Annotated in this window: 12 protein-coding genes, 1 tRNA gene and 1 pseudogene; all 14 read right to left on the bottom strand. The window is 55.8% G+C overall.

Going from position 1 to position 16048, the window contains the following annotated elements; all coding sequences use genetic code 11:
• Positions 1-575 (bottom strand): GTP-binding protein (locus HDC30_RS28785; RefSeq protein ID WP_183786245.1); only part of this gene is annotated, 575 nt, incomplete at its 3' end.
• A 31-nt stretch (positions 576-606) separates the two neighbouring features.
• Positions 607-2712, bottom strand: a complete 2106-nt coding sequence (gene fusA / locus HDC30_RS28780; RefSeq protein ID WP_183786243.1) for an elongation factor G — start codon at positions 2710-2712, stop codon at positions 607-609.
• A gap of 30 nt (positions 2713-2742) precedes the next feature.
• Entirely contained in the window at positions 2743-3216 is a 474-nt protein-coding gene (gene rpsG, locus HDC30_RS28775; RefSeq protein WP_003228745.1) for a 30S ribosomal protein S7, read from the bottom strand.
• A gap of 107 nt (positions 3217-3323) precedes the next feature.
• On the bottom strand, positions 3324-3695 hold the full coding sequence (gene rpsL, locus HDC30_RS28770; RefSeq protein ID WP_003186084.1) for a 30S ribosomal protein S12: 372 nt from the start codon (positions 3693-3695) through the stop codon (positions 3324-3326).
• Between the two features lie 215 nt (positions 3696-3910).
• Positions 3911-8110 carry a DNA-directed RNA polymerase subunit beta' gene (rpoC, locus tag HDC30_RS28765; RefSeq protein WP_027614261.1) on the bottom strand — a complete coding sequence of 1400 codons (4200 nt, stop codon included), beginning with the start codon at positions 8108-8110 and terminating at the stop codon, positions 3911-3913.
• Between the two features lie 63 nt (positions 8111-8173).
• Positions 8174-12247, bottom strand: a complete 4074-nt coding sequence (rpoB, locus tag HDC30_RS28760) for a DNA-directed RNA polymerase subunit beta (protein ID WP_027614262.1) — start codon at positions 12245-12247, stop codon at positions 8174-8176.
• A gap of 221 nt (positions 12248-12468) precedes the next feature.
• The gene (gene rplL / locus HDC30_RS28755) at positions 12469-12834 is read right to left on the bottom strand and encodes a 50S ribosomal protein L7/L12 (RefSeq protein ID WP_007962228.1); all 366 of its coding nucleotides are present in this window, start codon (positions 12832-12834) and stop codon (positions 12469-12471) included.
• Positions 12835-12908: 74 nt separating this feature from the next.
• Positions 12909-13409: a 50S ribosomal protein L10 gene (rplJ, locus tag HDC30_RS28750; RefSeq protein ID WP_003228752.1), complete on the bottom strand. Its 501-nt coding sequence runs from the start codon at positions 13407-13409 to the stop codon at positions 12909-12911.
• Positions 13410-13607: 198 nt separating this feature from the next.
• Positions 13608-14303 carry a 50S ribosomal protein L1 gene (gene rplA / locus HDC30_RS28745; protein ID WP_003228754.1) on the bottom strand — a complete coding sequence of 232 codons (696 nt, stop codon included), beginning with the start codon at positions 14301-14303 and terminating at the stop codon, positions 13608-13610.
• Entirely contained in the window at positions 14303-14734 is a 432-nt protein-coding gene (gene rplK, locus HDC30_RS28740) for a 50S ribosomal protein L11 (RefSeq protein ID WP_003228756.1), read from the bottom strand. The genes rplA and rplK overlap by 1 nt, the downstream gene beginning before the upstream one ends.
• Positions 14735-14851: 117 nt before the next feature.
• The gene (gene nusG, locus HDC30_RS28735; protein ID WP_025113545.1) at positions 14852-15385 is read right to left on the bottom strand and encodes a transcription termination/antitermination protein NusG; all 534 of its coding nucleotides are present in this window, start codon (positions 15383-15385) and stop codon (positions 14852-14854) included.
• A gap of 9 nt (positions 15386-15394) precedes the next feature.
• Complete coding sequence (gene secE / locus HDC30_RS28730; protein ID WP_041074957.1) at positions 15395-15763, bottom strand: preprotein translocase subunit SecE; 369 nt, start codon at positions 15761-15763, stop codon at positions 15395-15397.
• A 45-nt stretch (positions 15764-15808) separates the two neighbouring features.
• Positions 15809-15884, bottom strand: a tRNA-Trp gene (locus HDC30_RS28725).
• A gap of 53 nt (positions 15885-15937) precedes the next feature.
• Positions 15938-16048 (bottom strand): annotated as a pseudogene (locus tag HDC30_RS28720) (elongation factor Tu); the annotation flags it as partial.

The following is a 16048-nucleotide window of genomic DNA, read 5'->3' as shown; positions in this document are numbered from 1 at the left end:
ACGGCAGTGGTGCCCATTTCGTTGTCGTCTTTGCCTTCCAGCGCCATACGAGCCGAACCGATGATGATCGGAGTGTCGTCGCCTGGGAAGTCATAGGTGGACAGCAGGTCGCGAACTTCCATCTCAACCAGTTCCAGCAGCTCAGCGTCGTCTACCAGGTCAGCCTTGTTCAGGAAAACCACGATGTACGGAACACCTACCTGACGGGACAGCAGGATGTGCTCACGGGTTTGTGGCATCGGACCATCAGCGGCCGAGCAAACCAGGATCGCGCCGTCCATCTGGGCAGCACCGGTGATCATGTTCTTCACGTAGTCAGCGTGACCTGGGCAGTCAACGTGAGCGTAGTGACGAATAGTCGAGTTGTACTCAACGTGAGCGGTGTTGATGGTGATACCGCGAGCTTTTTCTTCTGGAGCGCTGTCGATCTTGTCGAATTCAACTACGGCCGAACCGAAAACTTCGGAGCAGACGCGAGTCAGAGCAGCGGTCAGAGTGGTTTTACCGTGGTCAACGTGACCGATGGTGCCAACGTTGACGTGCGGTAGGGAACGATCAAATTTTTCTTTAGCCACGACAATTAACTCCTAGCCTAAAGGGGCTGAATCAGCCTTGTTTTTTGGTTACGGATTCGACGATGTGCGACGGAGCCGTATCGTATTTTTTGAATTCCATAGAGTAGCTTGCGCGACCCTGGGACATGGAACGAACGTCGGTCGCATAACCGAACATCTCACCCAGTGGAACCTCGGCACGGATAACCTTGCCGGACACTGTGTCTTCCATACCCTGGATCATGCCGCGACGACGGTTAAGGTCGCCCATTACATCACCCATATAGTCTTCAGGCGTAACAACCTCTACCGCCATGATCGGCTCGAGCAACTCACCACCGCCCTTCTGGGCCAGTTGCTTGGTCGCCATGGAAGCAGCCACTTTAAACGCCATCTCGTTGGAGTCGACGTCGTGGTAAGAACCATCGAACACGGTAGCCTTCAGGCCGATCAGCGGATAGCCGGCAACAACGCCGTTCTTCATCTGCTCTTCGATACCCTTCTGGATAGCCGGGATGTATTCCTTAGGAACCACACCACCTACAACTTCGTTCACGAATTGCAGACCTTCCTGACCTTCGTCAGCAGGAGCAAAACGGATCCAGCAGTGACCGAACTGGCCGCGACCACCGGACTGACGAACGAACTTGCCTTCGATTTCACAGTTCTTCGTGATGCGCTCACGATACGAAACCTGAGGCTTGCCGATGTTGGCTTCGACGTTGAACTCACGGCGCATCCGGTCAACCAGGATGTCCAGGTGCAGCTCGCCCATGCCGGAGATGATCGTTTGACCAGTCTCTTCATCAGTTTTAACGCGGAAAGACGGGTCTTCCTGAGCCAGCTTGCCCAGTGCGATACCCATTTTTTCCTGGTCATCCTTGGTCTTAGGCTCTACGGCAACCGAAATAACCGGCTCCGGGAAGTCCATGCGAACCAGGATGATTGGCTTGTCAGCGTTGCAGAGGGTTTCACCAGTGGTGACGTCCTTCATGCCGATCAGGGCCGCGATGTCGCCAGCGCGTACTTCCTTGATCTCTTCACGGGCGTTTGCGTGCATTTGCACCATACGGCCCACGCGCTCTTTCTTGCCTTTAACCGAGTTGATCACGCCGTCGCCGGAGTTCAACACGCCCGAGTAAACACGGACGAAGGTCAAAGTACCCACGAATGGGTCGGTAGCGATTTTGAACGCCAGTGCCGCGAACGGCTCGTCGTCACTTGCGTGACGCTCCATTTCCTCTTCCTCGTTATCAGGGTTCGAGCCCTTGATAGCTGGAATGTCGGTTGGAGCAGGCAGGAAGTCGATAACGGCGTCGAGAACCAGGGGAACGCCCTTGTTCTTGAACGACGAACCGCACACAGCCAGAACGATTTCGCCAGCGATAGTACGCTGACGCAGAGCAGCCTTGATCTCTTCGATCGACAGCTCTTCGCCTTCCAGGTACTTGTTCATCAGCTCTTCACTGGCTTCGGCCGCAGCCTCAACCATGTTGCTGCGCCACTCAGCAGCCAACTCGAGCATGTCCGCAGGGATTTCCTTGCGAACAGGAACCATACCCTTGTCAGAGTCGTTCCAGTAAACAGCCTGCATGTTGATCAGGTCGATCTGGCCCTGGAAGTTGTCTTCCGAACCGATAGCGAGCTGAATCGGCACCGGAGTGTGACCCAGACGCTGCTTGATCTGACCGATCACGCGCAGGAAGTTGGCACCGGCACGATCCATCTTGTTTACGTAAACAAGACGTGGAACGCCGTATTTGTTGGCCTGACGCCATACGGTTTCCGACTGCGGCTCAACACCCGAAGTACCGCAGAATACAACGACAGCGCCGTCGAGTACGCGCAGGGAACGTTCAACTTCAATGGTGAAGTCTACGTGGCCCGGGGTATCGATGACGTTGAAACGGTGCTCGTGCGGGTACTGCTTCTCGGAACCTTTCCAGAAGGCGGTAATGGCAGCAGAAGTAATGGTAATACCACGCTCCTGCTCCTGAACCATCCAGTCCGTGGTCGCGGCGCCATCATGCACCTCGCCCATTTTGTGACTTTTGCCAGTGTAAAAAAGGACGCGCTCGGTGGTGGTGGTTTTACCAGCATCCACGTGAGCGACGATACCGATGTTACGGTAGCGACTAATCGGAGTAGTACGAGCCATAAAGCCCTCGCAAAATTAGTGAAGCTAAAATTAGAAGCGGTAGTGCGAGAAAGCTTTGTTGGCTTCGGCCATACGGTGCACGTCTTCACGCTTCTTAACAGCAGCACCTTTACCTTCAGCAGCATCCAGCAGTTCGCCAGCCAAACGCAGAGCCATAGACTTCTCGCCACGCTTACGGGCGAAGTCTACCAACCAGCGCATTGCCAGAGCGTTACGGCGGGAAGGACGAACCTCGACCGGAACCTGGTAAGTAGCACCACCAACGCGGCGCGACTTCACTTCGACCAGCGGAGCGATGGCGTCGAGTGCTTTTTCGAAGAGTTCCAGGGGATCGGTGCCGGCCTTACGAGCCTTCACGGTTTCCAGGGCACCATAAACGATACGCTCGGCAACGGCTTTCTTGCCGCTTTCCATAACGTGGTTCATGAATTTGGCGAGGATCTGGCTTCCGTATTTCGGATCGTCCAGAATCTCACGCTTTGCTGCTACGCGACGTCTTGGCATGATAAGCCCTCAAGCGGTCTTCAGGTTAGTTCGGGACAGATCCATTGGATGCAAGCCCGACCTTACTCTTATCGACTCAATAAAATGAAAATCTGCAAAACGACCGATTACTTCGGACGCTTGGTACCGTACTTCGAACGACCCTGGTTACGGCCTTTAACGCCGGAAGTATCCAAGGAGCCGCGAACGGTGTGGTAACGAACACCTGGCAAGTCTTTTACACGACCGCCGCGGATCAGTACCACGCTGTGCTCTTGCAGGTTGTGGCCTTCACCACCGATGTACGAGGAAACCTCGAAACCGTTGGTCAGACGCACACGGCATACTTTACGCAGTGCCGAGTTAGGTTTTTTCGGCGTAGTGGTGTACACACGGGTGCACACGCCACGACGTTGCGGGCAGTTCTGCAGCGCAGGCACGTCGGATTTCTCGACGATACGCTTACGCGGCTGACGTACCAGCTGGTTGATAGTTGCCATCTACTAGCTCCACTGTTGTCTTGCGACGCTATTGTCTTGCAAGAAAAGCAAAATGACAGGAACGGATTCCCGCCAAATTTAGGGGATCAAGAGTCTAAAGAGGATCTTGTCCCCAGTCAAGGCAAGGCCCCGACCTCCCCGCCCGTCGAACCTTGACAATTTGTCTCGATTCGACGAACGGAGCGATCAGGGCCTCAGCTTAGTTACCGCAGAACTCAGTTACCGCTCGAGTTCAGTGCTTCGGTCAGTGCAGCTTCCACTTCACTGGCGCTTACGCGCAACGGCTTGTCTGCATCACGACGACGCTTGCGCTCGCTGTGATATGCCAGACCGGTACCGGCCGGGATCAGACGACCCACAACCACGTTTTCTTTCAGGCCGCGCAGATAGTCGCGCTTGCCGGTGACTGCCGCTTCGGTCAGTACGCGAGTGGTTTCCTGGAAGGAAGCCGCCGAGATGAACGATTCGGTGGACAACGACGCCTTGGTGATACCCAGCAGAACGCGAGTGAACTTGGAGACAAACTTGTCTTCCGCGCTCAGACGTTCGTTCTCTACCAGTACGTGAGTCAGTTCCATCTGGTCGCCCTTGATGAAGCTGGAATCGCCGGACTCGGAGATCTCAACTTTACGCAGCATCTGACGCAGGATGGTCTCGATGTGCTTGTCGTTGATCTTCACGCCTTGCAGACGGTAAACGTCCTGGATCTCGTTCACGATGTACTTGGCCAGCGCGCTCACACCCAGCAGACGCAGGATGTCGTGCGGATCGCTCGGACCGTCGGAGATAACTTCGCCGCGGTTTACCTGTTCGCCTTCGAACACGTTCAGGTGACGCCACTTCGGAATCAGCTCTTCGTACGGATCGCTACCGTCGTTCGGGGTAATGACCAGACGGCGCTTGCCTTTAGTCTCTTTACCGAACGCGATGGTGCCGCTGACTTCAGCCAGAATCGACGCTTCTTTCGGACGACGAGCTTCGAACAAGTCGGCAACACGCGGCAGACCACCGGTGATGTCACGGGTCTTCGAAGTTTCTTGCGGGATACGAGCGATAACATCACCGATCGCGATCTTCGCACCGTCCGCAACACCGACCAGAGCGTTGGCTGGCAGGAAGTACTGAGCGATAACGTCAGTGCCTGGCAGCAACAGATCCTTGCCGTTGTCGTCGACCATCTTCACTGCAGGACGGATTTCCTTACCGGCAGCTGGACGATCTTTCGCGTCGAGTACTTCAATGTTGGTCATACCGGTCAATTCGTCAGTCTGACGCTTGATCGTGATGCCTTCTTCCATGCCCACGTAGGTCACGGTACCTTTCATTTCGGTAACGATCGGGTGAGTGTGCGGATCCCACTTGGCCACGATTGCGCCAGCGTCGACCTTGTCACCTTCTTTAACCGAAATCACAGCACCGTACGGCAGCTTGTAACGCTCACGCTCACGACCGAAGTCATCAGCGATGGCCAGTTCACCGGAACGGGACACAGCAACCAGGTGGCCATCCACACGCTCAACGTGCTTCAGGTTGTGCAGACGGACAGTACCGCCATTCTTCACTTGAACGCTGTCGGCTGCGGAAGTACGGCTTGCCGCACCACCGATGTGGAACGTACGCATCGTCAGCTGGGTACCCGGCTCACCGATGGACTGGGCAGCGATAACGCCGACCGCTTCACCGATGTTCACCTGGTGACCACGAGCCAGATCACGGCCGTAGCACTTGGCGCAAATGCCATAGCGGGTTTCGCAGCTGATCGGCGAACGCACGATCACTTCGTCGATGCTGTTCAGCTCGATGAACTCGACCCACTTCTCGTCTACCAGGGTACCGGCAGGAACGATAACGTCCTCGGTGCCTGGCTTGAATACGTCACGGGCGATAACACGACCCAATACGCGCTCACCCAACGGCTCTACAACGTCACCGCCTTCAATGTGCGGAGTCATCAACAGACCGTGTTCGGTGCCGCAATCGATCTCGGTTACAACCAGATCCTGCGCCACGTCTACCAGACGACGAGTCAGGTAACCGGAGTTCGCAGTTTTCAACGCGGTATCCGCCAGACCTTTACGAGCACCGTGAGTCGAGATGAAGTACTGAAGTACGCTCAGACCTTCACGGAAGTTCGCAGTAATCGGCGTTTCAATGATGGAACCGTCCGGCTTGGCCATCAGACCACGCATACCGGCCAGCTGACGAATCTGTGCTGCGGAACCCCGCGCACCCGAGTCGGCCATCATGTACATCGAGTTGAAGGACTCTTGGTCGACTTCGTCGCCATGACGGTCGATGACTTTCTCTTTCGAGAGGTTGGCCATCATCGCCTTGGAAACTTCGTCGTTCGCCTTCGACCAAAGGTCGATCACTTTGTTGTACTTCTCGCCCTGGGTTACCAGGCCGGAGGCGTACTGGCTCTCGATCTCTTTCACTTCGTCGGTGGCTGCACCGATGATGCGGGCTTTTTCGTCCGGGATAACGAAGTCGTTAACACCGATGGAAACGCCGGAGATGGTCGAGTAAGCGAAACCGGTGTACATCAACTGGTCAGCGAAGATCACGGTCTCTTTCAGACCAACCACGCGGTAGCACTGGTTGATCAGCTTGGAGATCGCCTTTTTCTTCATCGGCAGGTTGACGACATCGTACGACAGACCTTTTGGCACAACCTGGAACAGCAGCGCACGGCCGACAGTGGTGTCGACGATACGAGTGTTGCTCACGCTGTTGCCGTCACGGTCGTTGACGGTTTCGTTGATACGAACCTTGACCTTGGCGTGCAGTGCGGCTTCGCCGGCACGGAACACACGGTCAACTTCCTGCAGATCCGCGAACACACGACCTTCGCCCTTGGCGTTGATCGCTTCACGAGTCATGTAGTACAGACCCAATACAACGTCCTGCGACGGAACGATGATTGGCTCACCGTTGGCTGGCGACAGAATGTTGTTGGTCGACATCATCAACGCACGCGCTTCGAGCTGGGCTTCCAGCGTCAGCGGTACGTGCACGGCCATTTGGTCGCCGTCGAAGTCGGCGTTGTACGCGGCGCAGACCAGCGGGTGCAGCTGGATAGCCTTACCTTCGATCAGGACCGGTTCAAACGCCTGGATACCCAGACGGTGAAGGGTCGGTGCACGGTTGAGAAGAACCGGGTGTTCGCGAATCACTTCAGCGAGAACGTCCCAAACCTCTGGCAGTTCGCGCTCGACCATTTTCTTGGCCGCTTTGATGGTGGTCGCGAGACCACGCATTTCCAGCTTGCCGAAAATGAATGGTTTGAACAGCTCGAGAGCCATCTTCTTCGGCAGACCGCACTGGTGCAGACGCAGGGTCGGACCTACGGTAATTACCGAACGACCGGAGTAGTCAACACGCTTACCGAGCAAGTTCTGACGGAAACGACCCTGCTTACCCTTGATCATGTCAGCCAGGGATTTCAGAGGACGCTTGTTCGAACCGGTGATAGCGCGGCCACGACGACCGTTGTCGAGCAGTGCATCGACAGCTTCCTGCAACATACGCTTTTCGTTGCGCACGATGATGTCCGGAGCGGACAGATCCAGCAGGCGCTTCAAACGGTTGTTACGGTTGATCACTCGACGATACAGATCGTTGAGGTCGGAAGTCGCGAAACGACCGCCATCCAGCGGGACCAGTGGACGCAGATCTGGCGGCAGAACCGGCAGAACGGTCAGCACCATCCACTCTGGCAGGTTGCCGGAACCCTGGAAGGCTTCCATCAACTTCAGACGCTTGGACAGCTTCTTGATCTTGGTTTCCGAGTTGGTTTGCGGAATTTCTTCGCGCAGACGACCAATCTCGTGCTCCAGGTCGATAGCGTGCAGCAGTTCACGGACAGCTTCAGCACCCATGCGGGCGTCGAAGTCGTCACCGAACTCTTCCAGCGCTTCGAAGTACTGTTCGTCGTTCAGCAGCTGACCTTTTTCAAGGGTGGTCATGCCTGGATCGATAACGACGTAGCTCTCGAAGTAGAGAACGCGTTCGATATCACGCAGGGTCATGTCCATCAGCAGGCCGATACGGGACGGCAGCGATTTCAGGAACCAGATGTGGGCAACCGGCGAAGCCAGTTCGATGTGCGCCATGCGCTCACGACGAACCTTGGCCAGTGCAACTTCAACGCCGCACTTCTCGCAGATCACACCACGGTGCTTCAAGCGCTTGTACTTACCGCACAGGCACTCGTAATCCTTTACCGGGCCAAAGATCTTGGCGCAGAACAGACCGTCACGCTCAGGTTTGAACGTACGGTAGTTGATGGTTTCCGGCTTTTTAACTTCACCGAACGACCACGAGCGGATCATCTCAGGCGAGGCCAATCCGATACGGATGGCGTCGAACTCTTCGACTTGACCCTGGTTTTTCAGCAAATTCAGTAGGTCTTTCAAGGCCTTTCCTCCTGGCGGAGCAGAGAGCGGGCAGTCCTGCCCCGCTCTCGATCGCGTCACGTGTTATTCGGTTTCCAGATCGATATCGATGCCGAGGGAACGAATTTCCTTGATCAACACGTTGAAGGACTCGGGCATGCCCGGCTCCATACGGTGATCGCCATCCACGATGTTTTTGTACATCTTGGTACGGCCGTTCACATCGTCCGACTTCACTGTGAGCATTTCTTGCAGAGTGTAAGCGGCACCGTATGCTTCCAGTGCCCAGACCTCCATCTCCCCGAAACGCTGACCACCGAACTGTGCCTTACCACCCAGCGGCTGCTGGGTAACCAGGCTGTACGAACCGGTAGAACGCGCGTGCATCTTGTCGTCTACCAAGTGGTTCAGCTTCAGCATGTACATGTAGCCAACGGTAACTGGACGCTCGAACTTGTTGCCGGTACGGCCGTCAGTCAGCTGCATCTGGCCGCTTTCCGGCAGGTCTGCCAGTTTCAGCATGGCCTTGATTTCGCTTTCCTTGGCGCCGTCGAACACTGGAGTGGCCATTGGAACGCCGCCACGCAGGTTTTTCGCCAGATCCAGGATTTCCTGATCGGAGAAGCTATCCAGATCTTCGTTACGACCGCCGATCTGGTTGTAGATCTCGTCGAGGAAGGTACGCAGTTCAGCGACTTTACGCTGCTCTTCGACCATCCGGTTGATCTTCTCGCCCAGACCTTTGGCCGCGAGGCCCAGGTGGGTTTCAAGGATCTGACCAACGTTCATACGCGAAGGTACGCCCAACGGGTTGAGGACGACGTCGACCGGGGTGCCATTGGCATCGTGCGGCATGTCTTCAACCGGCATGATCACGGAGACCACACCTTTGTTACCGTGACGACCGGCCATCTTGTCGCCCGGCTGGATGCGACGACGGATTGCCAGGTAAACCTTGACGATTTTCAGCACGCCTGGAGCCAGGTCATCGCCCTGCTGCAGTTTGCGCTTCTTGTCTTCGAACTTGTCGTCCAGCAGACGGCGACGATCAACGATGTAGGCCTGAGCCTTCTCGAGCTGCTCGTTCAGAGCATCTTCAGCCATGCGCAGTTTGAACCACTGACCATGCTCAAGACCGTCGAGAACTTCGTCGGTGATGTCCTGACCTTTCTTCAGACCGGCGCCGCCTTCAGCCTTGTGGCCTACCAGAGCGGAGCGCAGACGTTCGAAGGTCGCGCCTTCTACGATACGGAACTCTTCGTTCAAATCCTTGCGGATCTCGTCCAACTGGGACTTCTCGATCGACAGAGCACGAGCATCACGCTCAACGCCGTCGCGGGTGAAGACCTGTACGTCGATGACAGTACCTTTGGTACCGGTAGGTACACGCAGGGAGGTGTCTTTAACGTCGCTGGCTTTTTCACCGAAGATCGCACGCAGCAGTTTTTCTTCCGGAGTCAGTTGGGTCTCGCCTTTCGGAGTGACTTTACCGACCAGGATGTCGCCTGCGCCTACTTCAGCACCTACGTAAACGATACCGGCTTCGTCCAGCTTGTTCAGTGCAGCCTCACCCACGTTCGGGATGTCCGCAGTGATTTCCTCTGGGCCAAGCTTGGTGTCACGAGCCACACAGGTCAGTTCCTGAATGTGAATCGTGGTGAAGCGGTCTTCCTGAACCACACGCTCGGACAGGCAGATGGAGTCTTCGAAGTTGAAGCCGTTCCATGCCATGAACGCGATGCGCATGTTCTGACCCAGTGCCAGTTCACCCATGTCGGTGGACGGGCCGTCAGCCATGATGTCGCTACGCTGAACGCGATCACCCTTGCTCACCAGCGGACGCTGGTTGATGCAGGTGTTCTGGTTCGAGCGGGTGTATTTGGTCAGGTTGTAGATGTCGACACCAGCTTCGCCAGTTTCAACTTCGTCATCAGCAACACGAACCACGATACGGCTGGCATCAACGGAGTCGATCACGCCGCCACGACGAGCCACGACGCAAACGCCGGAGTCGCGGGCCACGTTACGCTCCATGCCGGTACCTACCAGCGGCTTGTCAGCGCGCAGGGTTGGTACAGCCTGACGCTGCATGTTCGAACCCATCAACGCACGGTTGGCGTCGTCGTGCTCGAGGAACGGAATCAGCGACGCTGCAACCGAAACTACCTGCTTCGGCGAAACGTCCATCAGGGTGACGTCTTCCGGCGCCTTGACGGTGAATTCGTTCAGGTGACGTACGGCTACCAGTTCGTCGATCAGGACTTTCTGCTCGTTCATGGTCGCCGAAGCCTGCGCGATCACATGATCGGCTTCTTCAATGGCGGACAGGAACACGATCTCGTCGGTGACTACACCCTCTTTCACCACACGGTACGGGCTTTCCAGGAAACCGTACTGGTTGGTGCGGGCATAAGCAGCCAGGGAGTTGATCAGACCGATGTTCGGACCTTCCGGCGTTTCAATCGGGCAGACACGACCGTAGTGAGTCGGGTGTACGTCACGGACTTCAAAGCCTGCGCGCTCGCGAGTCAGACCGCCAGGGCCGAGTGCAGAGACACGACGCTTGTGGGTGATCTCGGACAGCGGGTTGTTCTGGTCCATGAACTGCGAGAGCTGGCTGGAACCGAAGAACTCTTTTACCGCCGCAGCCACTGGCTTGGCGTTGATCAGGTCTTGCGGCATCAGGCCTTCGCTTTCAGCCATCGACAGACGCTCTTTGACCGCACGCTCAACACGTACCAGGCCAACGCGGAACTGGTTCTCGGCCATTTCGCCTACGCAGCGAACACGACGGTTACCCAGGTGGTCGATGTCATCGACGATGCCTTTACCATTACGGATGTCGACCAGAGTCTTCAGGACCGCGACGATGTCTTCCTTGCACAACACGCCCGAACCTTCGATCTCGGTACGACCGATACGACGGTTGAACTTCATCCGGCCGACCGCAGACAGGTCATAGCGCTCAGGGCTGAAGAACAGGTTGTTGAACAGGGTTTCGGCAGCGTCTTTGGTCGGCGGCTCGCCTGGACGCATCATGCGATAGATCTCGACCAGTGCTTCCAATTGGTTGCTGGTGGAGTCGATCTTCAGCGTGTCGGAGATGAACGGACCGCAGTCGATGTCGTTGGTGTACAGAGTTTCGATGCGAACAACGCCGGCCTTGGCGATTTTCGCCAGGACTTCGGTCGACAGCTCGGTGTTGCACTCTGCCAGGATTTCGCCGGTAGCCGGATGCACGATGACCTTGGCGGTGGTGCGACCCAGGACGTAGTCCAGAGGCACGTCCAGCTCTTTGATCCCGGCCTTTTCCAGCTGGTTGATGTGGCGGGCAGTAATACGACGGCCCTGCTCGACAATAACCTTGCCTTTATCGTCCTGGATATCGAGGACAGCTACTTCACCGCGCAGACGCTGCGGCACCAGTTCCAGGCTCAGGCCTTCGCCTTTAACGTGGAATACGTTGGTGGTGTAGAAAGCGTCCAGCACTTCTTCGGTGGTGTAGCCGAGCGCGCGCAGCAGCACCGAGGCCGGCAGCTTGCGACGACGGTCGATACGCACGAACACGCAGTCTTTCGGGTCGAACTCGAAGTCCAGCCACGAACCGCGGTAAGGAATGATGCGCGCGGAGTACAGCAGTTTACCGGAACTGTGCGTCTTGCCGCGGTCGTGGTCAAAGAACACGCCCGGGGAACGGTGCAGCTGGGAAACGATAACACGCTCGGTACCGTTGATTACGAAGGTACCGTTCTCAGTCATCAATGGGATTTCGCCCATGTAGACTTCTTGCTCTTTGATGTCCTTGATCGCTTTGTTCGACGATTCTTTGTCGAAAATGATCAGGCGCACTTTTACCCGCAAAGGTACGGCGAAAGTTACACCGCGCAATACGCATTCTTTGACATCAAATGCCGGTTCGCCCAGGCGATAACCGACGTACTCCAGCGCAGCATTGCCGGAGTAGCTGATGATCGGGAAAACGGATTTGAAGGCCGCATGCAGGCCCACGTCGCGGAACTGATCTTTAGTCGCTCCCGCTTGCAAGAATTCACGATACGAATCCAGCTGGATGGCCAGGAGGTACGGCACATCCATGACGTCCGGCAACTTGCTAAAGTCCTTGCGGATACGTTTTTTCTCAGTATATGAGTAAGCCATCAGCGTTCCCCAGCTTGGTCACCTGCTTGTTTGGCCCCTCCCGACGGGAGCAGCCAGAAAATCGTGCAAACCCCATGGTTTGCGCCACCGCATCGGGTGGTTACAGCGCCTTTATCAGCACCGACCCAGTCGGCTGCCAATAACGGAAAAAGGCCGGTGGCAAGAGCCACCAGCCATCAGCCTGTCGCTTGACGCTCGGGCTGGAGGAGCAAAGTCGATACTTATTTCAGCTCGACTTTAGCGCCTGCTTCTTCCAGCTTCTTCTTGGCGTCTTCAGCAGCTTCTTTCGAAACGCCTTCAGCTACAACCTGAGGAGCGCCGTCTACTTTCTCTTTGGCTTCTTTCAGGCCCAGACCGGTCAGTTCACGAACTGCCTTGATCACGTTAACCTTCTTCTCGCCAGCTTCCAGCAGAACAACGTTGAACTCGGTTTGCTCTTCAACAGCAGCAGCAGCTACAGCTGGGCCAGCCGAAGCAGCAGCAGCGGTAACACCGAAGGTTTCTTCCATCGCTTTGATCAGCTCAACGATTTCCACTACGGATTTCTGGCCGATTGCTTCGATGATTTGTTCGTTAGTCAGAGACATGACTCAATTCCTGAATTGGGGGACGGCCTACGCGACCATCGAAATAAACAAAAAACGCGAGAAGTTGACGAGCCTTAGGCTGCGGCAGCTTCTTTCTGGTCGCGAATTGCCGCCAGAGTACGAGCCAACTTGCTGGTAGCGCCTTGAATCACGCTCATCAGCTGAGAAATTGCTTCGTCACGGGTCGGCAGAGTTGCCAGTACGTCGATCTGATTAGCTGCGAGGAACTTGCCCTCGAACGCAGCTGCCTTGATCTCGAACTTGTCCTGACCCTTGGCAAACTCTTTGAAGATACGGGCAGCAGCGCCCGGATGTTCGTTCGAGAATGCAATCAGGGTCGGGCCGGTGAACACGTCGTTGAGGACACTGTATTCAGTGTCAGCAACTGCGCGCTTGAGCAGGGTGTTACGTACAACACGTACGTAAACGCCAGCTTCACGAGCCTCTTTACGGAGTCCGGTCATTGCGCCTACTGTTACGCCACGGGCATCAACCACGACAGCGGACAGAGCGACTTTGGCAGCCTCGTTGACTTCAGCGACGATGGCCTTCTTGTCTTCGAGATTAATTGCCACGGGTTTAACTCCTGCTTGTTACCGTTTCACTCGGTCGAAACCGAATGTCGTTTTGGTGTCTGATTCGGTAAGGAACCGGGAGCACCATCTGCGTAGGCTTGTGGTTTAAGGCTTGCGCCGCCTACGGTCTTGGATAGCCCCCGCCAGGCAGGGACCCCAATCTTTCAATTGGCGCGAATAATCGCGCCAACCTTTGTCTTACGCGTCCAGCGAGCTCTGGTCGATAACCAGACCTGGGCCCATAGTGGTGCTCAGGGTAACGCGCTTGACGTAAATACCTTTCGAGGAAGCTGGCTTGATACGCTTCAGATCAGCGATCAGGGCTTCAACGTTTTCCTTCAGCTTGACGGCATCGAAGCCGATCTTGCCAACGGAAGTGTGGATGATGCCGTTTTTGTCGGTGCGATAACGAACCTGACCAGCCTTGGCGTTTTTAACCGCGGTAGCTACGTCTGGAGTTACGGTGCCGACTTTCGGGTTAGGCATCAGGCCACGTGGACCGAGGATCTGACCCAGCTGACCTACAACGCGCATGGCATCCGGGGATGCGATCACTACGTCATAGTTCAGGTCGCCGCCTTTCATTTCGGCAGCCAGGTCGTCCATACCTACACGGTCAGCGCCGGCAGCCAGAGCGGCCTCAGCAGCTGGACCCTGGGTGAACACAGCAACGCGAACGGTCTTGCCAGTGCCGTGTGGCAGCACAGTAGCGCTACGAACAACCTGGTCGGATTTACGCGGGTCTACACCCAGGTTTACAGCAACGTCGAACGACTCGCTGAACTTGACAGTCGACAGCTCAGCCAGCAGAGCAGCAGCGTCTACAATGTTGTAGGCCTTGCCTGCTTCGATTTTGCCGGCGATAGCCTTTTGACGCTTGGTCAGCTTAGCCATTACACACCCTCCACGTTAAGGCCCATGCTACGAGCAGAACCGGCGATAGTACGCACGGCTGCATCCATATCAGCTGCAGTCAGATCCGCGTTTTTGGTTTTCGCGATTTCTTCCAGCTGAGCACGGGTAACAGTGCCAACCTTAACGGTGTTCGGACGAGCGGAACCGCTGGTCAGACCGGCCGCCTTCTTCAGCAGAACCGAAGCAGGGGTGGATTTGGTTTCGAAAGTGAAGCTACGGTCGCTGTAGACAGTGATGATCACTGGAGTCGGCAGACCTGCTTCAAGACCCTGAGTACGGGCGTTGAAAGCCTTGCAGAATTCCATGATGTTCACGCCGTGCTGACCCAGAGCAGGACCAACAGGTGGGCTTGGGTTAGCCTGAGCGGCCTTCACTTGCAGCTTGATGTAAGCGGTAATCTTCTTGGCCATGAGGCACTCCAATTACGGGTTCGAACGCCTCGAAAGGCTCCCCGGTTACTTGCGCGTTTATCCCAGTGACGACAAAACCCCACAGCCTAGGGCTGCGGGGTTGGGATGCTTGTTCAGCTAGACCTTTTCGACCTGACTGAACTCCAACTCTACCGGAGTAGAGCGACCGAAAATAAGCACTGCCACCTGGACACGGCTCTTTTCGTAGTTAACTTCTTCGACGGTGCCGTTAAAGTCAGCGAATGGACCGTCAGTAACACGAACTACCTCACCCGGCTCAAACAGAGTCTTCGGTTTCGGCTTATCGCTACCATCAGCCACGCGACGCAGAATGGCTTCCGCCTCTTTGTCGGTGATTGGAGCAGGCTTGTCGGCGGTACCGCCAATGAAGCCCATCACCCGAGGAGTATCCTTGACCAAGTGCCAAGTACCCTCATTCATATCCATCTGTACCAGCACATAGCCTGGGAAGAACTTGCGTTCGCTTTTGCGCTTCTGGCCATTACGCATTTCAACCACTTCTTCAGTGGGAACCAGAATTTCGCCGAAGCCATCTTCCATGCCAGCCAGCTTAACGCGCTCAATCAGCGAGCGCATGACATGCTTCTCGTAACCCGAGTAAGCATGCACAACGTACCAACGCTTAGCCACGGGACACCCTTAGCCGACAATCAAGGAAACAAGCCAGCCGAGCAGGGAATCAACACCCCACAACAGCAACGCCATAACGATAACCACAGCAACAACGATCAACGTTGTCTGCGTGGTTTCCTGGCGAGTTGGCCATACGACTTTACGAATCTCGGTGCGCGCTTCCTTAACCAGTACAAAGAACGACTTGCCCTTTGCAGTCTGCAAGCCTACAAAGGCAGCTACAGCAGCAATTACGAGCAAAGCGAGTACACGGTACAGGATCGGCGAAGCAGCGTAATACTGATTGCCAACAACGCCAACAACCACCAAAGCAGCTACTACAAGCCACTTGAGCAGATCGAAGCGAGAGCCTTGAGCTTCAGCCTTAGGAGTCATCTATGAAGATCCTGTGAAAAGAAAGCCAGACACACCGAGTGAATCTGGCAGGTCAGGAGGGAATCGAACCCCCAACCTACGGTTTTGGAGACCGTCGCTCTGCCAATTGAGCTACTGACCTAAAACAAAATCAGGCCGACCATTATGCCGGCCCGAAAAATACATTACAACCGCTTATTCGATGATTTTAGCTACGACGCCAGCGCCGACGGTACGACCGCCTTCACGGATAGCGAAACGCAGACCGTCTTCCATCGCGATGGTTTTGATCAGGGTAACAGTCAT

Origin of the sequence: Pseudomonas sp. JAI115, from assembly GCF_014200835.1 — a bacterium.
Taxonomy (GTDB): domain Bacteria; phylum Pseudomonadota; class Gammaproteobacteria; order Pseudomonadales; family Pseudomonadaceae; genus Aquipseudomonas; species Aquipseudomonas putida_A.
The sequence above is the reverse complement of the archived record's forward strand: the minus strand, read 5'-3'. Positions and strand labels throughout refer to the sequence as shown.